We start from the raw sequence: 22,242 nt of genomic DNA, 5'->3' as shown, positions 1-22,242 counted from the left end.
TTCCTCCTTAATAGTGAACCCAGCGCTTCTGACCGATCCATTGGATGACGGTAAAGATCATGATGATCAAGAACAGCGCCCACGAGATCGCGGATGCATAACCCATTTCGTAGTAGCGGAAGGCGTTCTGGTAAATGAACAGGGACAGCACGGTGGTGCTGTTGCCCGGGCCTCCTTGCGTAATGGCTTGAATGATCCCGAACTGCTTGATGGTCATGATGAGCCCGGTGATCAGCAGAAGGAAGGTTGTAGGGCTGACGAGCGGCCAGAGAATGGTGCGAACCGTCTGCCAGGCGCGAGCCCCGTCGATTTTGGCGGCCTCCAGCAGTTCCGTTGAGACCTCCTGCAGCGCGGCCAGGTAGATGATCATGTTATAACCGAGCATGAACCAGATCCAGATGATGTCGACGGCATACATGGAGGAATCCATGGTGGACAGCCATCCCGGGGGATTCGTCATCCCGAACGACTTGAGGATTCCGTTGATCGGCCCGTTATTCGGGTGGAACAGCAGCATCCATACGAAGGCCACGGCGACGCCGCTGGTGATGTAAGGCATGAAGTATAAAGCGCGGAGCAGCTTTTTTAAATACACCGAGCGGTTCAAAACCACGGCGACGATGAAAGCCAGTCCGATCGATATAGGAACGGATAATAGAAAGAACAGCGTATTTTTGATCGAAATGTAGAAGACCTCGTCGCCCAGCATTTTTTGAATGTTGGCCAGACCCACGAACTTCGTGTCCGAGCTCATAAATTTGTAGTCCGTAAACATGAGATAGAACGAATACAAGGCTGGCACAATAAAAAACAGCATCACGCCGACCATGTTTGGCCCTATAAACAGATAGCCGAGATACTGCTGCCGTTTCATCCAGGATGTTTTCACATAGCCCCACTCCTCTTGGTCTTTTTCATCTCAAGCATAGCAGTCGGGACCGAGCGGGGATAAGGAACAAAACCTTCGAATTTATGCTACAGAAGTATGCAATTGCAGTGCCGGGGCCTTTTGGTCGCTTCGTAGATTTGTTCTATGTTCATATGCAAAAAGGGGACCGCCCCGAAGCGATAGTCCCCTTCTATGATTTTCTGTGACTTGGAGAAAGGATGGCCGAGCATGAGCGATACATTCCGCGGAAAACTAAAGAGGACGAAACAGAAGAAGGACGAGCACAGATTACTAATGAACAATGACGGATTTTTGTAATTGCTCAGAACGACCTTGCACAAATAGATTGCTGAGCTTGAAAATGCGGGTCTTATTGTTCGATTGCAAACACGATTCAAAGCAACAGGAAAGATTTTTATGCTCTCTTATACTCCATTGAAAGATCCGCCTAAGAAGCAACAAGCATCCATGTAATCCCTGCCTGTCCGCCACAAGGATACATAACTTGGGGTTATTCCAGAAGCCCAGCCTCCCTGGCTTTTTGCACCGCTTCCTCCCGGTTGCGGACCCCCAGCTTCATATAAGCCGATGACGCATTTTTCGAACCGTACCATCGGATAAATACAATTTGGAAGCAATGCTTTTATATCGCAGCCCTTTGGACACGAACTTTAAAATTTCAAGCTCCCGCGGTGTTAACTCATAGGCCGAGGACGCTTTGATTGACGAAGGATCATCCCCGCTATTGTCCGCTTCCAGTTGGGCAAATAATTTGTGCGACATGCCCTGATCGATCAGCGTGCCCCCGCGGTAGACGGTGCGAATCGTTTCAGCCAGCTCTAACGGCTGCATGGACTTCAACAGGTACCCATCCACCCCGCTTCGCATTGCCTCCAGAGCCTGTTTGGTATCCTCGAACGTGGTGAGAATCAGAATCCGGATGTGGGGCCACGATTCTTTTATCGTACGGGATGCGGAGATTCCATCCACATTCGGCATTTCAATATCCATAAGCACCAACTACGGCCTAACCTGCCTGCACAGCTCGATCGCTTGCTCGCCATCCTCTGCCGTCCCGACAACCTGCAAACCCTGCTGCTCCTCCAGCAAAGTCCGCAGGCTTTCACGGATAACGGGCTGGTCATCGACGATCGACAGGCGGATGACTTCATAAGCTCCGTTTGTCTGGGTAGCGTGCAGGTAACGAGAGTGCCTTCTCCCCGCTCCGTATGGACGGCCACATGGCCTTGCAAAATCATCGCCCGCTCCTTCATGGCGCTGAGGCCAAAGCCCTCCCTCCCATGCTCCATCCCGCGGCCGTTATCTTGAATTTCCAGTCTTGTCTGCTGGGGCTCGAATTGCACGGTAACCTTAATCTCTGTCGAGTGTCCATGGCGCACGGCATTCGTCAACGACTCTTGCAGGCAGCGGTAGAGTGCTGTCTTCGCTTGCTTCATTACTGGGTATTCCTCCCCGTATGCATGGAAATTAACCAGCACCTTGGCATGCTCCTGAAACTCCTCCGCCAGCTTCCTCAAAGACTGAAGCAGCGGGAGCGCCTCATGCGGCGATTCGATTTGATGTACGTAACCTCTGACCTCCTCCATATTTTGGCGAGCCAGGTTCAATAGGGAATCGAGACTTTCGGTTCCTGTATCCGTTGCCATCTGAGGACGCAACGTTTCCAATCCCATAATGAGCGAAGTGTAGGCATGACCGACGGTATCATGAAGCTCTTTGGACAGCCGGCTACGCTCTTCGGCAAGCGTAATACGCTCGATTTGGGACAGGTACTGCTCCAACACCGCATTTTGCTCACGGATCGTTTCGCCTTGACGATGGCTGAGCACGAGTAAATGGAAGGAGAATCCGAAGATATATGCCATCCCGATGTGAACGGCCATGACCCAGTATTCACTCTGCTCTGCAAGCTGCTTGATTATGGCGGGCAGGAGCAATATGGATATAGGCCCTGACCAGAGATAGGCCCTTTGCGCGCTGTGGGCAGCAATGAAGAAAGCATACAGCAGGAATGCTAAGTAGGCTTGCGGAAAAAATGAAGCCAGATACAAACACAACCCGCCCGAGATCACGATTTCGGTAAACAGGTAGTATTTATAATCGAGCTGCAAGCAAAACCATGGAACGGAAAAAGCAATCAGCTGCCATGTACCATTGCTTGACCAAATCGAACAAAACCATCATCCCCTAAAGACTTTCAGTATGACATTACGTAACTATTATAAAGTAAACTGCTATAGAGTAAACTATCCTCCGACGACCTACGAGGCGAAGCGGGGCATTCGCCTACCGGTTCACATGCTTGATCATTTGAAGCGTGTAGCCGCCTATCCAGCGCGCCAAGCGGTCCGCAAGCCAGTAGCTCACCATCATCAGTACGACCCCTGTGGCCGATACCATCACGGCTTTGGCAAACGTGTCTACCGTCGCACCCATAAAGGAAAGGTTGATAAACGGATAGAGGAACGGGACCGCAATCAATACAGGCGGCGCCACGTAGAGCAAGGTCGCACTGATCAGACTTAAAATCCCTACCGGAAACTTCAACATCAGCCAGCCAATAGCGATCCAGTTACGTCGGTTCAGCAACTCCTTTTTCGCTTGGAGCCAGTTGGACACATTCGGGTTGACGGCTTTAACACAAGGATCGGTGGTGATATCCACATAGATCTTGGTTTGTACTCGTTCGAATTGCAGGAAGGCAGTTGTCGTTCGCAAAACGTTAGCCAGGAGAGGAACGCCCACGACAGTAAACGACAGACTCAACCCCAGAATAATGGCAACCAGATAAAAGCAGAAGTAAAACAATCCTGTGACGAAAGTAAGCAACAGGAAATAGCCGTTTTGAACAAAACGAGCGACAGTTCTTGCTATCAAAGAGTTCACATCCTTTGCAAGTAGTAAACGTATCCTACTGCTTTTGATGTCAAATCTGCCAGTGTCATAATGTCATATGACACAAAATGAACGGAGCGTGAGCGCGCTTTTTCAAGTTTTTCGAGGGAAACGGCGTCGACAACGATCTGGTAATTTGTTAACTTATACAAGCCTGATTTTGTAAACTTCCGATTTGCCGGTCACGCTCCGCTTTGTTCCTACAAGATCGGCGACGCATAAATTTGGAAAGATAAGGTACAAATAAGAACTGACAATTTTCCAGATCCCGCAAAGAAAACTTCAATGGTTTTTGACAAGAGCATTCATCTTTAAAACAAAAAAAGCCGCAACTAAGCGACTTTTAAGCATACATGTTCTTGTCTCTATACAAATCAATAAATCCAAGGACTTGATCGTGGACTAGTCTTTTTCTTTTGCTTCTTCAAAACTCATCCATTTGTACTTTAATTAAGATTTTATTGATTCAGTTGAGATGGCTTCACTTTCTGAATTTGAACGATGATGTCAAATGTTTTACCTAATGATACATCAACAGTTGTTGGGAAATCTGGACCTACCGTTGTTACTCCAGCAAAGATGGGATGTTGCTCGTTTAGCCAAGTTTTAGTCATTCCGCTTGCCTTACGTAAATCAACAAAAAACTGGTCGTATTTTACTTGTCCAAAGGTATAGTTGAAACTATTCGGGTCATCTAATTTTAATGTTCCATAGGCACCGAATTCTTGGTTAATGTTGTAAACATTGTAACGTCCTTTATAGACAGATGTTCCAATGGATACATACCGTTTTCCATAATGTTCTGCTAAATGCTGCCCAGCTACTTTAGGGTACACGAATGGGATCATATTTGTTTTCGAAACGTGCCCATTATGGCCCCACACGATTGTTTTTCCAATATGTTCTTCTGTCCATTTCGCATTCTCATACATGGCAATATCGTGTTTCAAATAAAAGTCTTCCAGGTTATCAGGAAATGCGGCTGTCATTGTCGTAAATTGCTCGATAATACGGGCATTTTGTTTGATCCATGCGAACTCTGGGGATTTTCCATTTAGTTTATTTTTATTTTGCTCTAATAAAGCGCTGATTTGTTTCGCATCTGAAACATATCGTGCTTTCGTTTCTTTCTCAAGACCGCCAAAGGTATCTAAATCCTTGGTTACAGGAATAAGGCCTTTCATCTTTTGTTCGAAACGAATGACAAGTTTCGGATCGTATTTCTTTACATACGCGAGGATATTGTTATAAACACTCTTGTCTACGGTTTGTATATCCATGCCGATAATCCGTATTTTGGATTTATGCTTTGGATCCGCATTATATTGGCGTATCGATTGAAGCAGATCTATGATTTCTTTTGTGTTAAATACAGGACTTAGATATTGGCTTGGGTCCCCTTTTCCCGTAAGAACATAACGATCGAGTCCTAAAGCTTTATCCCATCCCTCTTCTAACACTAAGGCCTTAAAGCCCATTTCAGCTGTCAAATACTTAACCATGCGATGTTTCATGGCAAAAACTTCGTGAGCTCCATGCATCGCTTCGCCTAAACCAACAATTGTCGCTGATCCGATCATATCCTTAAGCGGTCTTAAATCCTGAAGCGATGCTGTTGAATCCGTTGTCTTTAATGGTTTTGCATTGTCTTCTAACCATTTTATCTGTTCGGCTTTTTGATTTGAGTTGTAGGGAGCTGTAACAGAAGCACCTACTATTGGAGTTGCATTAGTACTTCCCGTAAAACTAGTCAGTGTGATCATCGAAGCAGCAATGGCTATAACCATTTTCTTTTTCATAAAATCCTCTCCTTAAATACTTTGTCATTTGGTTTGATGAGATATATTCTAGTTCCCAGAACTCTTCTGTATCCTACTGCACTCGTTGTCATGTGTAACAGTGTCAAAATGTCATATGACACGCCTTCCCAAAGAAGTGATCAACCATACTGTGGGAGATCAAGCCGTTCGCTCATTGCTAGGACTGCCGGAATGAAACATGAGGACGAGCTTTATCCAATCACATCACTAAGGAGTGTGATATCAATGAAATGGACCTCTCCCCGTAAGCTTAATAAAAAGGCGTCTGCTGCCTCGATGAAATCATATCGGGAATGTTATCAACATAAATATAAAAAGCCGCATAATCAGCGGCTTCTATTGTTACTATGTTTTTGTCACGTTTTTCATTCTGAAATTAACTTGCGCCGCCTCTGTAGGGACTAGGCATCAAGGAACATAATGCCTCGGAACGAAGTAGCTGTTGTATAGTTAACCAAAATCCGATTAACAATGAACGTACCCCCACCACTTGTTGCACCTGTTTGTTGGATAATACCACCTTCGGTGACGTAGTACCCAATAGGGTAGCCAAAATGTGGATGGCTCGAAAGCGATGAATCTCTGGCCGCAAGACCGTTCTCCTTATTTGCCCTCTTTTAAAAACGTATTATGCCGGTTCACCATGGCCTCCAGCGTTTGATCGAGCGATTGGGCGTCAAGGAAATACTTCTCATACTCCTGGGCGCGCATATCCATCACCTCTTGCGGCAAGCTTCTTACGTACGTAGGCGTTTTGTCTTCGAACATGACGTGCATCAGGGAATCCAGGTCATACGTGTCTTTCTTATCGCCGAGCAGGTTGTCTAACGCCTCTTCCTGATCGGCGTCCTTCGAAGCAGGCAATCTTCCGCCCGCAGCCATAGGAGCCATGCCTCCGTCCGCATACCACTTCAGAAATTCCCAAGCTTCCGCTTGTTTTTTGGACTTGGCATTAATGGAGATGTAATCTCCAAGACCGCCCCTTGTCACGTAGCTGTCCGCACTGTCCGTTAATCTCGGCACTTGGGCGAACGCGATGGTAAAGTCGCGCGGGAAATCCGTAAAGTTATTCGAGCTTCGCAGCAGCCAAGCCCCGATATTCAGCATAGGCACTTCCCCACTTAGGAACACTTGCTCCACCGGCATTTTGGAAGTCAGCTGCTCTCCGAGCGGCGGCGTGGTCTTGTCTTCCTTCATCATGACATTCAGGGTTTCCAGCCATTTTTTGACCAGCGGGTGGTCCAGATTCGAAGTTCCATCCGCCTTCGTGTATCCCTCTTGCGATAACACCGAATCAATCGGATCGACGAACGGCTCCATATTTTGAATAAATCCATAGTTATTGCCGACTTTGAGCTTCTTGGCATATTCACGCAGCTCATCCCACGACCAGTCCTTCGGAACGGGCAGGCCCGCTGCATCAAGGGCATCCTTGTTCAGCGCGACGAAGAAGGCGCTCTTCGTGGTTGGCATTCCGTAATACTTCCCGTTGATTTTCCAGCCTTCGGCGTCAGGACCCATCTTCTCGTCGATATTGTAATCATCGAATTGGCTCAGATCCAGTGCCAAGTTGGATTCCACCCGTTTGGACGTTTGGGAAAGCGTGTAATTCACGAACAGGTCCACATCCTGGCCCGTAATCATCGCGGTATCGAGCTTCAGGTTCCCGTCATCGTCATTAACGTAGCGGACATACTCAACTTGAATATCAGGATGCTCGGCGTTCCACGCATCGATGACCTCTTGCGGTCCCGCCTCTGGCGGTACGCCGCCCCACATGGTTAGTTTGACCGGATCGCCGGATGAAGGCGCTTTCGAATTATCCGTTCCTTGTCCCTCAATCGCGGATGATGCGGTTTTGCCGCCGCAGCCTGCAAGAAGACCCATTAGCAATACGCCGATGAGAAGCATCGCCCATCCTTTTTTATTTCTCACATTAGTGACCTCCCCGAGAATCATATTGGTGTGATGCCCTCTCATCGTAGCAGGGAACGGGAGCAGCTTTTAAGCTACATATCCATTCAGATGATGGAACAAAACGATGGAATTCCTGTATCGGCGAATCCTATGTCCTGCATAGAATCGTTCTATTTAGGATCTTTGCTGTGTTGTCTGTATTTACTCGGCGTGAAGCCGGACAACCGCTTGAAAATTTTAATAAAATAATTGTCGTTCACGAACCCCACGCGGAGTCCGATCTCGTGAACAGGGAGGTCGGTTTGAAGCAAATACCCTATGGCTTTGTCCACCCGGACCTGGTGCAAATAATGAATCAAGGTGCGTCCGGTCTTTTTCTTGAAGAGGGCGCTGACGTAATTTTCGCCCATCATCACGTAGCCCGACATCGATTTTACCGTAATGTCCTGCTCGTAGTGCTCATGGATGTACTGCAATATTTTCTGTACTTCCGGGTGCGTCGTGATTTCCTTGGGGGAGGCATGATGCGCCGGCTGCGACGGCATCGTCGTCTCCATGGACGCGACCGGAATCGAAACAGGTTGGCTTAGGTTCGGGCTCGGGTTATTCTTGGTCAGCTCGGCATTCATTTTGTGCAGTGTTTCCCGCAGCGTATTCACGCTCATCGACAGCTTCAGAATATAGTTGGATGCCCCGTATTCCATCGCTTGCCGGACATACTCGAATTCACTCATGCAGGTCAGCATCACGAACTTCGAGGCATACCCTTCTTCCCGGGTTCTGCGGAGGAGCTCCACGCCGTCCATCTCCGGCATCACGATATCGGTCAGCACGAGATCGGGCGGATTGCTCCGGATCATCTCCAGCGCCTCGGCGCCGTTGCCTGCCTCTCCCTCCACCTTGAATCCGAGCTCCTCCCACGCGATGATCTCCCGCACGGACTCTCGCACAAACACCTCATCCTCAACCAGCAGCACCTTCCACATAGGTCTCCCCTCCTCGAAGCTTTTTAAAATCCGGTTCCAAGCCTACACAAGCCAGCGACGAATCATCTGCCCGTTATGATGAAATCAAGTGATCGTTCTGATAAGGCGTTGAAATTAATAACGGGATGGAGAATCGAATCCGCGTTCCCCGCTCCGAAGAAATAATCTCCATGCTGCCCTCTTCTTTAAATAGCAGCCGAAGCAGCTCTTGCACATTGCTGAGTCCGATGCCCGGACGTTTACGCATCCCGCCCGCCTGCCGGGACTGCTCCATGCCGACGCCGTTGTCCTTGATCTCCACCGCCAATCGGCTCGGCCCCTCCCGGGTAACCGTAATTTCAATGAGTCCCTCCTGCTCCGGCAGCGGCCCGATTCCGTGTAGGATGGCATTCTCCACGAGCGGCTGCAGACAGAGCTTGGGTACAAGCGCATAGAGGATATCCTCATCATACGCAAAGGTCACGTCAAAACGGTGATTATAACGCACCTGCTGAATATGGACGTAGGCCTGCACCAGCTCGATTTCGTCCTTCAGGTGCACCAGATCCTTCTCCGTATTCAGGCTTGCTTCCAGCAGCTTGCCGAGAGACAGGGTGATATTTGTGATATCCTCATTCCCGTGACGAATGGCACTCCACTTGACCGTATTTAGCGTGTTGAGCAGAAAATGCGGGTTCATCTGAGCCAGCAGCATATGGAAATGCACCGCTTCCTTCTGCCTTTCCTCTGCCTTCAATCGCTGAATCAGCACATCCATGTCGTTGAGCATGGAATTGAACGTCTGCGTCAGCTCCAGAATCTCGCCTCGGAACTTGTGCTCCGGCAGCCGGATTTTTAGATTGTTGCGGACAACCGCCTTCATCTTATTCTGCAAATGGGATAACGGCCGGGTAATCGTGGCGGCAATAATGAAGGTCATGATGAGAAAAGCGCCGGTCAGCAGGAAAAAGGTCATGAAATATTGGCGCTTCAGCTCCTCGATCTCGTTAAAAAGCACCGTCAGCGGAATCCGGTTCACGATATACCAATCCAGCGATTCCACGTAAATGTAATTCACCAGGGTATTGGAAGCTTTGTCGATAAAATACTTCTGCCTGGGCTCGGCCGCAATCCTGGCTTTCACCTCACCGGTCAGACTGCTGTTCAAGATCGATTGGGATACGTTCTCGCCGGCGCTCGTAATCAAAAAGTATTCCTGGCGCAGCGTCGACTGCTTCAAGACCGATTGAAACCAAAAGGAGTAATCGATGCTGATCCGGGCCATGCCGTACGGCTTGTTGCGTGGAGTTTCCATGTAGGCGTACAGCGACAGCAGGTAAGGACTCGTGGAGATATCCCGCAGCACGTAGTTCGCATCGCTCGAAACCCAATGATACGACACGCCCTCCATCTGTTCCCGATCAAAGCCAGGGTTGTCCCGCAGCTTCCTGTAATCGAGCGCCTCTCTGGGAGAATACGAAGTGTAAGCGTTGCCATGAAAGTCGAGAATCGTGAAGTAGACCGACGGATTATACAGGAAAAAGCTGTTGTTCAAATTTTTGAACTTTTCCTCCATCAGGTTTTTGTTCTCGAGTCCCTGCCGCTGTCCGGGATGGGTCAGCACGGAGGCCACCGTTGAATCCTGCTCCAGAAATATCAGCGTTTTGAAGGCTACGCTCAACTGATCCTCCAGCGTTCGATACATCTGCTCCAGCTGACTGTGGCTCTGCTGGCTGATTTTCTCCTGGACCAGGGTCTCGATCCGCTGGTAGTTGTACAAATTCAAAATGCCGAAAGGCAGCAGTATGACCAGAACGAACGCGGCAAACAGACGGTATTTCAGCTTATGTGGAAACAGGGATCGTATTCGGTTCAGCACCCTCCCGCACTCTCCTTTTCGCTCGCTTGTTCTTCAATTATATCAGCACCGGTTCGCTTGAGAATGACAATGCCTGAAATTGCATGGATATGTGCGGTCGAGCCGGGGGCATGCGCAGTGGATGTGTAGATTTGTTCTATTTTTATCAGACAAAAAAAGACCAAACTCTCCGTAAGAGAGCTTGGTCCTCATCGATTGCATCACACCTTTCGCGCTCAAGCGCGTTAACGATCACGCCCGCTAACGTCGAGGTCAGCATCGTGGATACATTGCTTAACACGATGACCGCGGTTCCCTGATCCAGCAGCTTCAGATAGGAAGCCGTATAACCGTTATTCCGGCCATGATGGAAGGCCATGGGCCGGTTAATGTGTACCGACAAGTTCAACCTCTACGGCTGAATCAATGTATTCTGCTTGCAAGTAATACTTGGATCCTTTTTGATAAATAATCGCTTCCGGACTTGAGGCATAATTGAAATAAAAAGTATACTCCACTTGCTTCCACATTTGCCCGTTAGCCAATTCGTAAATATTCCCGTAATCGTATCCAGTAAATTCATTTTCGATATGCGACTTCGTGACATAGTCATTACCCGGAATTGAAGGAGTAGGCGACGTTAAGTCATTCCTCTTCTTGTTAATTGTTGTATAAGCCACTTTAACATCTACGTATCCCTCGGAGAGAGGTGCAACTTCGTCTGGATCGAAGCGGATCACGATGCCATGATCATAATAGTAGAATGAGGGGTTTGATTGCGTAAGGTAAAAATGAATCATATCCGTGAATATTGGATCTCCTTTAGACTCTCTCTCTACAAGTTGCGCTTTTACAGCCTCTACCAAATTAAGCATTTTACTCTCAGTCTCAATTACATCATCTAACCACAACCGTTCGCCTGTTTCTAGATCGAAATTATAGGTTGTTGAGAAGGTGAGTTGGTTACCCTCTTGGGTTAAGCGGTCGTTATAAACAATCGATAACTTTCCGCTTTTATTGAATTTGGTACTGGCTTTAGATCGAAAGGATGCATTTTCACTGCTCTTTTTATATTCCATATTCCAGGTAGCCGAAATAATGGCATGCGCTTTAAGTATCTTATTGATTTTACTGACCACTTTTTTATTTTCTCCGCTAATTTGCATATATTGCTGGCCGTGGTAATAATGTATGCTTGTCTTAACATGTGTTGCGGCTGCATCAACATTTGCTTCGAAAAAGATCAGGCTGATCAAACACACGATCAACCATCCTGAAATAACTTTTCTCATTATGTTCCCCCTAGTTCAACATACTAGGATCCATTATACGGCCGAAGAATTCCCTTGTATATTATAAAAAATGGAATTTCTTCCTCATTCAACTGAAGCATAGCTGAGCATGTCCTGCCATTCGATCTCTCCTTCTCCCACACCCAAAAGCCCCAGCTCATGTCATCGGACATGAGCTGGGCTTTCTTTGCACGACTACGAGATGCCCCCAAGAGGCTGCGCACCACTTCCCCGCTCAGGTGCGTAGATCGGGTGGAGGAGCAGCGCGTTCGCCTTTAAAATCGGGAAGCCTCCTCAGCCTATTTCCTTCCAGCTTCCCGATTTTAACAGCGACCGGAGCCGATATACGCACCGCCCCTCAGCTCCCAGTCCAAGGTGCAGCCTCTCCGTCCCCCCAACATCCCTAAAACCTAAAACCAATGCAAAAAAGCCCAGCTCCCTCAAAAGCAGGAGCTGGGCTTTCTCTTATTTCAATTACTTGCGCTTCAAGTTGTAGAACGACTTCAAGCCGTTGTATTGAGCAAGCTCGCCCAATTGGTCTTCGATGCGAAGCAATTGGTTGTATTTTGCCACACGGTCCGTACGGGAAGGAGCACCCGTTTTGATCTGACCCGCGTTCGTAGCTACTGCGATATCAGCGATCGTGCTGTCCTCGGACTCACCGGAACGGTGGGAGATGACAGCCGTGTATCCTGCGCGTTTTGCCATTTCGATCGCATCGAACGTTTCCGTCAATGTACCGATTTGGTTTACTTTGATCAGGATGGAGTTGCCGATGCCTTCGTTGATGCCTTTTTCCAGACGCTCGGTGTTGGTAACGAACAGGTCGTCACCCACGAGTTGAATTTTGTTACCCAATTTCTCGGTGAGCAATTTCCAACCTTCCCAATCGTCCTCGGAGCATCCGTCTTCGATGGTTACGATTGGGTATTTGTCTACCCAAGAAGCGAGCAAGTCCACGAATTCTGCTGGTGTGAAGGATTTGCCTTCGCCTTCCAGGACATACTTGCCATCTTTGAAGAACTCAGTTGAAGCTACGTCCATACCCAGCAATACATCTTCGCCTGGCTTGTAGCCGGCTTTTTCGATTGCTTCGATGATGGAAGACAAGGCATCTTCGTTGGATGTGAAGTTAGGAGCGAAGCCGCCTTCGTCACCAACCGCCGTGTTCAGGCCTTTGCCCTTCAGAACGGATTTCAGGTTGTGGAAGATTTCAGCGCCCATGCGAAGTGCTTCTTTGAAGCTAGGTGCGCCAACAGGCAATACCATGAACTCTTGAACGTCAACGTTGTTGTCCGCGTGAGCGCCACCGTTCACGATGTTCATCATAGGTACTGGAAGTTGTTTGGCGTTGAATCCGCCAAGGTAAACATACAGTGGAAGATCCAATGCATCAGCAGCAGCGCGAGCTACAGCCATGGATACGGCCAGGATTGCGTTCGCACCCAATTTGCCTTTGTTCGGGGTACCGTCCAAAGCGATCATCAGCTTGTCGATGCCGAGCTGGTCCAGAGCGTCCATGCCGATCACTTCAGGAGCGATGATTTCGTTCACGTTCTCAACAGCTTTCAGAACGCCTTTGCCCAGGTAACGGGATTTGTCGTCGTCGCGAAGCTCAACAGCTTCGTGAACACCAGTGGAAGCACCGGATGGAACGATCGCGCGACCGATTGCACCGGATTCCAGGTATACTTCAACCTCTACGGTTGGATTGCCGCGGGAGTCAAGGACTTCGCGTGCATATACATCAGAAATAATAGTCATGTGTATAGTCTCCTTTGATATGTTATGTTTATGTTCCATTATGAACCACTTATTTACGTGCTGCAATCATCGAAGTTCCGGTCATTTCGTCCGGCTTCGGCAGACCCATCAGGTCGAGAATCGTTGGCGCGATGTCGGCGAGAATACCACCTTCACGCAGCGTTACATTCTCATCCGTTACGATGAACGGAACCGGGTTCGTGGTATGTGCGGTGAATGGACGTCCATTCTCATCAAATACCATGTCCGCATTTCCGTGGTCAGCGGTAATCAGAACAACCCCGCCTTTTGCCAAAACAGCCTCTACAACCTTGCCGACACACTCATCCGTCGTCTCAACGGCTTTAATCGTCGGCTCCAGCATACCGGAATGGCCGACCATGTCCGGGTTCGCGAAATTCAAGATAATCGCGTCATGCTTATCCGCTTCGATTTCTCTCACACAAGCATCCGCCACTTCATAGGCGCTCATCTCCGGCTTCAGATCATACGTCGCCACTTTCGGTGAGTTGATCAGTACGCGTGTTTCGCCTGGAAGCTCAACATCGCGTCCACCGCTGAAGAAGAACGTGACGTGTGGATACTTTTCAGTTTCCGCAATACGAAGCTGCTTCTTGTTGTGCTGAACCAGCACTTCACCCAGCGTGTTGTCCAGATTCTTCGGTTTGTAGGCGACGAAGCCTTCCACCGTCTCGCTGAACAGCGTCAAGCAGACAAAATGCAAGTTTTGCGGGAACTTCGGTCCACGTTCAAAGCCACGGAAATCATTATTCGTAAACACCTGGGACAGCTGAATCGCACGGTCAGGACGGTAGTTCAGGAAGATGACGGAATCTCCGCTCTCCACCAAACTAACCGGCTCGCCTTCACCATTCACCATTACGGTCGGTTCAACGAATTCATCGTAAACCGATTTCTCGTAAGATTCAGTGATGGCTTTCAGCGGATCCGTATATTTAGGTCCTTCGCCATACACCATGGCACGGTAAGCCTTCTCGACACGGTCCCAACGCTTGTCGCGGTCCATCGCATAATAACGACCGGAAAGCGTAGCGATTTGGCCAACGCCCACTTCTTCAATCTTCGCAATCAGATCCTTAACGAACTGCTTGCCGCTGTCCGGTGCCACGTCGCGTCCATCCATGAAGCCATGGATGTATACGTCATGGAAATCTTCCTTTTTGCAAAGATCCAGCATGGCGAACATATGCTCAATATGACTGTGAACGCCGCCGTCGGATACCAATCCGTACAAATGCAGCTTCTTGTTGTTGTTCTTGGCAGCGCGAACGGCTTCCACCAACGTTTCGTTCTCGAAGAATTCTCCTTCACGAATCGACTTCGTGATACGGGTCAAGTCCTGATACACAATCCGGCCTGCGCCGATGTTCAAGTGACCCACTTCGGAGTTCCCCATTTGGCCTTCCGGCAAGCCTACAGCTTCACCGCAAGCGGTCAACGTGGTGTTCGGGTATTGCTTCAAATACCGGTCGTAGTTAGGCTTGTTCGCTTGAGCGACCGCATTGCCCACCTCGGTGTTGCGAAGCCCGAAACCGTCCATGATGATCAGAGCTACGGGTTTTGGAGCAGACATTTACTTCGCCCCCTCAACGAGTGCGATGTAGGAAGCCGGTTGTAGACTTGCACCACCAACGAGCGCGCCGTCGATGTCGCTTTGTCCCATATACTCCGCTACATTTTCAGGCTTCACGCTACCGCCGTATTGAATGCGAACTTGCTCGGCAACGGTTTCGCCGTACAGACCTTTAACGAGTTCACGAATATAAGCGATGACTTCGTTCGCATCCTCTGCCGTAGAGGACTTGCCCGTTCCGATCGCCCAGATTGGCTCATAAGCAATAACAACATGAATCGCTTGATCAGCCGGAACACCTGCGAACGCAGCTTCCGTTTGTACTTTGCACACGTCTTTGGTTTGGCCGGCTTCGCGTTCTTCCAGCTTTTCGCCAACGCATACGATCGGAAGAAGACTATGACGGAATGCCGCATGTACCTTCTTGTTCACGATCTCATCGGTTTCGGCAAAATACTGACGGCGCTCGGAATGTCCAATAATGACATAGTCCACGCCCAGATCCTTCAGCATCAACCCGCTGATTTCACCCGTAAAGGCGCCATTATCTTCAAAATGAAGATTTTGTGCACCGATTTTGATGTTCGTGCCCTTGACCGCTTCAACCAATGCAGGAAGATTGGTAAATGGCGCGCAAATCACGCTTTCCACGCCTTCTACTTCCGCTTTGCCTTTCACATCTTCAATAAATGAAGCTGCTTCCGGAACGGTTTTGAACATTTTCCAGTTACCAGCTATGATAGGTGTTCTCACACGATTCACTCCTTTATTCCCCCGAAGAATCGGGGTCCAAACTTCATCCACTTGCTATCCAATTGTAGTGCCTATTTCTATTTATCGTTCAGTGCCACAACACCAGGAAGTGCTTTGCCTTCCATGAACTCAAGAGATGCACCGCCGCCTGTCGAGATGTGATTCATCTTGTCGGCAAGGCCGAATTTCTCCGCTGCTGCAGCCGAGTCGCCGCCGCCGATAATCGTGTAAGCTTCCGTATCCGCACAAGCTTGTGCCACTTCACGAGTACCGTTGCTGAACGGAGCGATTTCGAATACACCCATAGGACCGTTCCACACGACAAGTTTGGAGTTCTTGATCACTTCTGCATACTTGGCGCGAGTCTTAGGACCGATGTCAACGCCTTCCCAATCGGCTGGGATGCCGTCGATATCAACGATCTTGGTATTCGCGTCTGCACTGAACTCGTCCGTAACGACGATATCTTCCGGCAGGTAGAAGTTTTTGCCCAGCTCTTTAGCTTTCTCGATAAAACCGAGTGCAACATCAAGCTTCTCTTTATCAAGCAGAGATTGACCAATTTCATGGCCTTGAGCTTTGAAGAACGTGTAAGCAAGTCCACCGCCGATGATGACATTGTCAGCAAGCGTAAGCAGGTTGTCGATCACGTCGATTTTGTCCTTAACCTTCGATCCACCGATGATGGCGGTAAAAGGACGGTCCGGATTCGAAAGGGCTTTGCCGAGAACGGACAGCTCTTTTTCCATCAACAATCCCGATACAGCCGGAAGATGATGAGCGATACCTTCTGTCGAAGCGTGCGCACGGTGAGCAGCACCAAACGCGTCATTCACGAACAGATCGGCCAGTTCAGCGAATTGCTTCGCAAGTTCCGGATCATTCTTCTCTTCACCAGCGTAAAAACGAACATTTTCAAGCACGAGCACATCGCCGTTTTGCAGCTTCTCTACCTGCGCTTTAACCGCTTCTCCTACGGCTTCATCCGCTTTGGCTACCGGTTTGCCGAGCAGCTCGGACAGACGCTGACTTGCCGGAGTCAGGCGCAAAGATTCAACGACCTCACCTTTTGGACGGCCCATGTGGCTGGCCAGGATGACTTTCGCTCCTTGCTCTACCAAATATTTAATGGTCGGCAAAGTCTCGCGAATACGAGTGTCGTCTGTAATTTTACCATCTTCGAGCGGTACATTGAAATCGACGCGGACAAACACCCGTTTGCCGCTTACTTCTACATCACGTACACTTTTCTTGTTCATCTCCACGTTCCTCCTAAGAAAACTATTCTCCTCACCGACAGCATGCAGTTGCTCTCGTTTCTCTCTCTATCGCTAACCAGCGCCCGGATCTTGTCTATTCTTCCCAGTGCTCTGGCATGAAAACAAGGAAAAACCATGAACCAAAGAGGAGACCCGTGAAACGGAACTCCTCTTCGATTGTATGGCTAGATCAATTACAGACCTTTGCTTGCGATGTAAGCAGCGAGGTCAACGACACGGTTGGAGTAGCCCCACTCGTTGTCATACCAAGAAACAACTTTCACCATGTTGTCGCCAACTACCATAGTGGAGAGCGAATCGATCGTGGAAGAAGCTGGGTCGCCATTGTAGTCGCTGGATACAAGCGGCTCTTCGGAGTAGTTCAAGATGCCTTTGAGCGGGCCTTCAGCAGCAGCTTTCAGTGCTCCGTTTACATCTTCAAGCGTTACGTTTTTGGACAGCTCAACTACGAGGTCCGTTACGGAAACGTTCTTTGTAGGTACACGCATTGCCATACCGTTCAATTTGCCTTTCAATTGTGGCAGAACGAGGCTAACCGCTTTAGCAGCACCTGTTGTGGATGGAATGATGTTCTCAGCAGCTGCACGAGCACGACGCAGATCTTTGTGCGGAAGATCAAGCACTTGCTGGTCATTCGTGTAGGAGTGAACTGTAGTCATCATACCTTTAACGATACCGAACTTCTCGTCAAGAACTTTAGCAAAAGGAGCCAAGCAGTTTGTCGTACAAGAAGCGTTGGAGATTACAGTATGGTTAGCTGCATCGTATTTGTCTTCGTTAACGCCCATAACGATCGTGATATCTTCGTCAGTTGCTGGAGCGGAGATGATAACTTTCTTAGCGCCGCCTTTCAAGTGAGCGGAAGCTTTGTCTTTCGCTGTGAAAATACCAGTGGATTCTACAACGATTTCTACGCCATACTCAGCCCAAGGCAATGCTTCTGGGTTACGCTCAGCGAATACTTTCACTTCACGGCCGTTTACAACGAGTGCGCCTTCTTTAGCTTCAACCGTTGCATTAAGTCTGCCGTGAGTTGTGTCATATTTCAAAAGGTGTGCCAGCGTTTTTACATCCGTCAAATCGTTGATTGCCACGATTTCAACTTCGCTGTTGTTCAGCGCAGCGCGGAACACGTTACGTCCAATACGTCCAAAACCGTTAATACCTACTTTAACCATGAGTAGTTCCCTCCATATTTGTAAAATTTATATATTCAAGATTGGCCGTTAAGCCAATCAAGACAACAATAATGAAAAATCAATTGTACGCCCGTGGATTCAAATACCGGCGTCAATCTCCTTCTCGACTTCCAGTGCCGCGGCTTCATCGGTAACGAGAATATCCTCATGTCCGAATTTCAGCACCGCGTGAATCGCCTTGCCCTTGCCTTGACCCCCAGCAATGCCGATGATCGTCTCCGTCCGCATAATATCCTCAAGCCGCAGCCCGAGGGTAAGCATTTTGTGGACAACTTCGCCATCTTCACTAAAGTAGTAGCCGAAGGATTCCGCAATCGCGCCATCGGCCTGCAAGTTCTGAATCGAGTTTTCATCCAGCTTGCGTCTTCTTGCCATTTCCATGGCATCTCCGATGCCGTGAATAATGACTCGGCAGCGCCTGATCACATCCACAATCTCCTGGATATGCTGATCCTGCACCAAAGACTGGTAGGCATCCTCGCTAAGCAGATCCGGTACATGCAGCAATCGGTACTCAGCTCCCACGCGCTTAGCCATCTTAGAGGCAATGGTGTTCGCTTGAATCTCGACACTCTCCCCGAGACCGCCCCGGGCAGGCACAAACCATGTGCTTGTCAGCGGTTCGCCACCAGGCAAAGAGGACATCTGCTCTGCTACTTCGGCAAGCGTGGAGCCGCCTGTTACGGCAATCGTATCTCCATCCTGTACAAAGCTTAGCAGCGTTCTTGCTCCGGCACGGCCAAGCTCGCGTTTGACTTCCGGAGATGACTCACTGTCACCGGGAATAATGACCACTTTACGAAGCCCGTAAGCCTGACGGATCTTCTCTTCCAGTTCAACCAGTCCGAATAACTCATTCATAACCGGTTCCAGTTCCTCCAGCAAGCATATCCCTGAACTGCTGATCCGCATGCCAAGCGTTTCAATCTCGATCAGCCCTTGCGCTTTCAGAAGATCCGTCTCTGCTCTGAGGACACGCTCGGTCATCGAGAGTGATGAAGCCAGTGTTCTTCGGCCAACAATTCCGGACAACTTGATCTGATGAAGGATGGAATACCTTCGTTTAAGAGTGTCCATCAGATCCGGCAGAAGCTGCTCTTGTATTTCTAATAGGTTACGCATGCATTCCACTCCTGCAAACTTCGTCTCGGCTCTCCTCTGCCTGGTCGTAAAATGTCCCAGTCAAACTTTTTAAGTCCCACCCTTATTCTAACCAATAATCAGACCGGTTGCAAGTGTCCGAAAGTATATTTCTCTGCCCCAGGCATTCTTATACATTATGACCAACTACAGGCTTGTCTATATAATAGGAACAAAGTTTTGCCTGCTATTGTATTTTTGAAAAAGATGCGGTATAATCAACTTCGTTGCTAATTTTTTTAGATATCAGAAAGTGTCAACTTCGTGGAGTCAGCTTCCTGATATCGCAAGAAAAACTACTGCTAAATGCGGTTTGTCTTCTTTGAATGTACGTCGATAGACGTTTCTCTTATGCGCCCGTGGTCCAATGGATATGACGTAGGCCTCCGGAGCCTGAGATCGAGGTTCGATTCCTCGCGGGCGCGCCATTTTATCTTTATTCTCTATACTGATTACCCTAAAGTGCCCATGACGGCTCTTTTTTTTACCCAATAGTTTGACTATCTTTGACTTTTTGATTTAAATTGTTTATCATGTGGGTAATACGGTAACAGTATTTATATGAGGTACTTAAGAGGAGGTTTTCCACGTGAGTTTTATACCTATGGTCGTTGAACAAAGCAACCGCGGTGAGCGGGCATACGACATCTATTCCAGATTGCTGAAAGACCGCATTATCTTCCTCGGCTCCGACGTAAATGACGTGGTCGCCAATTCCATCATTGCTCAAATGCTGTTCTTGTCGGCTGAGGATCCTGAGAAGGATATTCATCTTTACATCAACAGTCCTGGCGGTTCCATTACCGCAGGTATGGCGATATTCGATACGATGCAGTTCATCAAGCCGGACGTTTCGACGATCTGTGTCGGCATGGCTGCTTCCATGGGCGCATTCCTGCTCAACGCAGGCGCTAAAGGCAAACGTTACGGTCTGCCTAACAGCGAAATTATGATTCACCAGCCGCTCGGCGGCGCACAAGGTCAAGCCACGGATATTGAGATCCGTGCTCGCCGCATTCTCAAAATGCGCGACAAACTGAACCGCATCCTGTCCGAACGCACGGGCCAACCGCTGGAGCGCATTGAGAAGGATACCGATCGTGACTACTTCATGACGGCTGACGAAGCTAAAGAGTATGGCCTGATCGATCAAGTACTGGAAAATACACCACCGCAAGGACTATAAAAGAAATGAAGCAAAGGGCAGGCGCCGTTATCCGGTGCCTGCCCTTTGTTATCCTCTGGATTCATTGAAAACTTCGAGTACTAAATAGTGAGTGTATCCCCTCCGGTCGCTGTTGAAATCGGGAAACATGAATGAATGGATAAGGAGGTTTCCCGATTTCAAAGGCGAACGCGTTGCTCCTCCAAGGATACTCTCACTTCGGTACGATTTTTTCAATAAAACATAAAGACGGTAAGGGCACTCCCCTCCTAAAAGGCCTCCCTTAACTTGAGGGGAGGGGAATACAGGAAAACCCATTTTCCTCGATAAACACAAAAAATCCCTTGATCGCTGGAAGGGAGAATACACACTCTCCACGTTCCATGATCAAGGGATTTATCGCAATTGGTTCCAGCACAGTGTTACTTCAGGACAGCATCATATATCTCAACAAGCTATGGTATGAAATTAAATGATCACAGTTTACACAAACCGCTTATCATATGCTCTTACTTCCACTCTTTCAGTTTCAGCTCAAACTCCGGAAATCCATAAGCATACGCCGTGTACTCATAAAGCTGGAAGTACAGCACCGCAGCATTATCCTTCACATAAAAATCAGCATCGGCAGGCACGCCCTCAAATCCGCCGAGGTAGCCTCCTTCTTTCTTCATCTTGCTCAGCACCAGGTTGTTCAGCTTCTGCTTGTTCTTGCCCTGCATGTTGATGAAATCGCCCAGCTTCATCTGCTTGCCGTCCTTCAAGGAGAACGTGAAGCTTTTACGGAAGGTCATGCCATGGGCGCCGCCGGTATACGAGTAATCGTACGCCGTAATGCTCAGGATGTCGTTCTGGTTGTAATGGACCACGAAGTCACCACTGAATTCGTATGGGAAACTGGATTCCGACGGCGGGAATTCCTCAGCATTCCCTTCGGCACCGGTGATTACGCCGGACGCATTTTCTTTCAGCACTTTGTTGATCTCGGCTTGAACCTCTGCATTATCGAGTCCGCTGATTACAGGATAGTTCACAACGGCATCCACGCCCTGAATCTTCTTCTTCAGCGCTACCGACTTAATGGTGATGTCATTCTGCTTCTTCTGTGTCATGCTGAGAGTTTTCAAGGAAGGATTCCATTGCCCCTGAACACCCATGTATTCGCTGATCGTTTTGAACGGCACATAGAGACGACCATTCATGATCTGTCCGCCAGGCTCGCCGGCATACGAGCCATTCACCAGAATACCGATTTCAGTTGAATCATATACGATAGCGCTCAGTTTGTTATAACCGTTACCCAGTGTATACGTACGGTTTTTTGCATCATATTTAAGAGGCATCCCCAGGCCGTCCCGCAAAGCGGTTGCCGGCACATAAGTTACCCCGTGCAGCACGAGACCTTTCTGTGACAGGGTCTTGCCATTCCATTTCAGTACGACTTCATTCTTTGAGGATTTTTGGCTGGCGGAAACGGTTGCCTTAGCGGCGCTTGCATCGATGACCTGTCCGCTCAAACCCAGACTGCCAAGCAGGACGCTAGTTGCAATTAATGATGCACATACACGAAATTTAGGATTCATATCAGAATTCCACCTTTGTTAAATTAAGTTTCCGTTAGTTGTTAATCTATTACCCTTAATCATTATAAGGAAAGCTTTCAATGTATTGGTAACAAAGCCAGTGACAA

General features: G+C 48.6%; 16 protein-coding genes, 1 tRNA gene and 1 pseudogene. 2 read left to right on the top strand and 16 right to left on the bottom strand.

Going from position 1 to position 22,242, the window contains the following annotated elements; translation table 11 throughout:
- Positions 1 to 7: 7 nt before the first annotated feature.
- From ACETK5_RS20665 to ACETK5_RS20595, 15 genes and pseudogenes are all read right to left on the bottom strand, one after another.
- Entirely contained in the window at positions 8 to 889 is an 882-nt protein-coding gene (locus tag ACETK5_RS20665) for a carbohydrate ABC transporter permease (protein WP_326111820.1), read from the bottom strand.
- A gap of 511 nt (positions 890 to 1,400) precedes the next feature.
- Positions 1,401 to 3,078, bottom strand: a pseudogene (locus tag ACETK5_RS20660) (response regulator).
- Positions 3,079 to 3,196: 118 nt separating this feature from the next.
- Positions 3,197 to 3,784: a sensor domain-containing protein gene (locus ACETK5_RS20655; protein WP_394058318.1), complete on the bottom strand. Its 588-nt coding sequence runs from the start codon at positions 3,782 to 3,784 to the stop codon at positions 3,197 to 3,199.
- Between the two features lie 479 nt (positions 3,785 to 4,263).
- The gene (locus tag ACETK5_RS20650) at positions 4,264 to 5,604 is read right to left on the bottom strand and encodes an erythromycin esterase family protein (RefSeq protein ID WP_100539609.1); all 1,341 of its coding nucleotides are present in this window, start codon (positions 5,602 to 5,604) and stop codon (positions 4,264 to 4,266) included.
- 624 nt (positions 5,605 to 6,228) lie between these two features.
- Positions 6,229 to 7,560 (bottom strand): ABC transporter substrate-binding protein, encoded by a 1,332-nt coding sequence (locus tag ACETK5_RS20645; RefSeq protein WP_394057559.1) that lies wholly within the window; start codon positions 7,558 to 7,560, stop codon positions 6,229 to 6,231.
- Between the two features lie 152 nt (positions 7,561 to 7,712).
- Positions 7,713 to 8,528: a response regulator gene (locus ACETK5_RS20640; protein WP_394057557.1), complete on the bottom strand. Its 816-nt coding sequence runs from the start codon at positions 8,526 to 8,528 to the stop codon at positions 7,713 to 7,715.
- A gap of 73 nt (positions 8,529 to 8,601) precedes the next feature.
- A complete protein-coding gene (locus ACETK5_RS20635) occupies positions 8,602 to 10,386 on the bottom strand; it encodes a sensor histidine kinase (RefSeq protein WP_394057556.1) in 1,785 nt (594 codons plus the stop codon).
- Positions 10,387 to 10,531: 145 nt separating this feature from the next.
- On the bottom strand, positions 10,532 to 10,768 hold the full coding sequence (locus ACETK5_RS20630; protein ID WP_394057554.1) for a hypothetical protein: 237 nt from the start codon (positions 10,766 to 10,768) through the stop codon (positions 10,532 to 10,534).
- Positions 10,752 to 11,657 carry an RsiV family protein gene (locus tag ACETK5_RS20625; RefSeq protein WP_394057552.1) on the bottom strand — a complete coding sequence of 302 codons (906 nt, stop codon included), beginning with the start codon at positions 11,655 to 11,657 and terminating at the stop codon, positions 10,752 to 10,754. Before ACETK5_RS20625 ends, ACETK5_RS20630 begins: the two co-directional genes overlap by 17 nt.
- A gap of 474 nt (positions 11,658 to 12,131) precedes the next feature.
- A complete protein-coding gene (gene eno / locus ACETK5_RS20620; protein WP_071219501.1) occupies positions 12,132 to 13,421 on the bottom strand; it encodes a phosphopyruvate hydratase in 1,290 nt (429 codons plus the stop codon).
- A 49-nt stretch (positions 13,422 to 13,470) separates the two neighbouring features.
- Positions 13,471 to 15,015 (bottom strand): 2,3-bisphosphoglycerate-independent phosphoglycerate mutase, encoded by a 1,545-nt coding sequence (gene gpmI, locus ACETK5_RS20615; RefSeq protein WP_100539594.1) that lies wholly within the window; start codon positions 15,013 to 15,015, stop codon positions 13,471 to 13,473.
- Positions 15,016 to 15,768 (bottom strand): triose-phosphate isomerase, encoded by a 753-nt coding sequence (gene tpiA / locus ACETK5_RS20610; protein WP_100539593.1) that lies wholly within the window; start codon positions 15,766 to 15,768, stop codon positions 15,016 to 15,018.
- Positions 15,769 to 15,845: 77 nt separating this feature from the next.
- Positions 15,846 to 17,027: a phosphoglycerate kinase gene (locus ACETK5_RS20605; protein WP_100539592.1), complete on the bottom strand. Its 1,182-nt coding sequence runs from the start codon at positions 17,025 to 17,027 to the stop codon at positions 15,846 to 15,848.
- Between the two features lie 194 nt (positions 17,028 to 17,221).
- Positions 17,222 to 18,226 (bottom strand): type I glyceraldehyde-3-phosphate dehydrogenase, encoded by a 1,005-nt coding sequence (gene gap / locus ACETK5_RS20600; RefSeq protein WP_098741346.1) that lies wholly within the window; start codon positions 18,224 to 18,226, stop codon positions 17,222 to 17,224.
- Between the two features lie 99 nt (positions 18,227 to 18,325).
- Complete coding sequence (locus ACETK5_RS20595) at positions 18,326 to 19,369, bottom strand: sugar-binding transcriptional regulator (protein ID WP_394057549.1); 1,044 nt, start codon at positions 19,367 to 19,369, stop codon at positions 18,326 to 18,328.
- A 371-nt stretch (positions 19,370 to 19,740) separates the two neighbouring features.
- Here ACETK5_RS20595 and ACETK5_RS20590 point away from each other — a divergent pair.
- Positions 19,741 to 19,815: transfer RNA gene (locus ACETK5_RS20590), tRNA-Arg, on the top strand.
- A 161-nt stretch (positions 19,816 to 19,976) separates the two neighbouring features.
- Positions 19,977 to 20,573: an ATP-dependent Clp endopeptidase proteolytic subunit ClpP gene (clpP, locus tag ACETK5_RS20585; RefSeq protein WP_009593635.1), complete on the top strand. Its 597-nt coding sequence runs from the start codon at positions 19,977 to 19,979 to the stop codon at positions 20,571 to 20,573.
- Positions 20,574 to 21,061: 488 nt separating this feature from the next.
- On the opposite strand, the gene ACETK5_RS20580 is transcribed toward clpP, so the two are convergent.
- Positions 21,062 to 22,135, bottom strand: a complete 1,074-nt coding sequence (locus tag ACETK5_RS20580) for a PdaC/SigV domain-containing protein (RefSeq protein WP_100539590.1) — start codon at positions 22,133 to 22,135, stop codon at positions 21,062 to 21,064.
- Positions 22,136 to 22,242 lie beyond the last annotated feature (107 nt).

It is taken from the genome of Paenibacillus ilasis (assembly GCF_043195395.1).
Lineage (GTDB): Bacteria > Bacillota > Bacilli > Paenibacillales > Paenibacillaceae > Paenibacillus_AQ > Paenibacillus_AQ lautus.
Note: the sequence above shows the minus strand (reverse complement) of the source record. Positions and strands in the feature narration are given on the sequence as shown.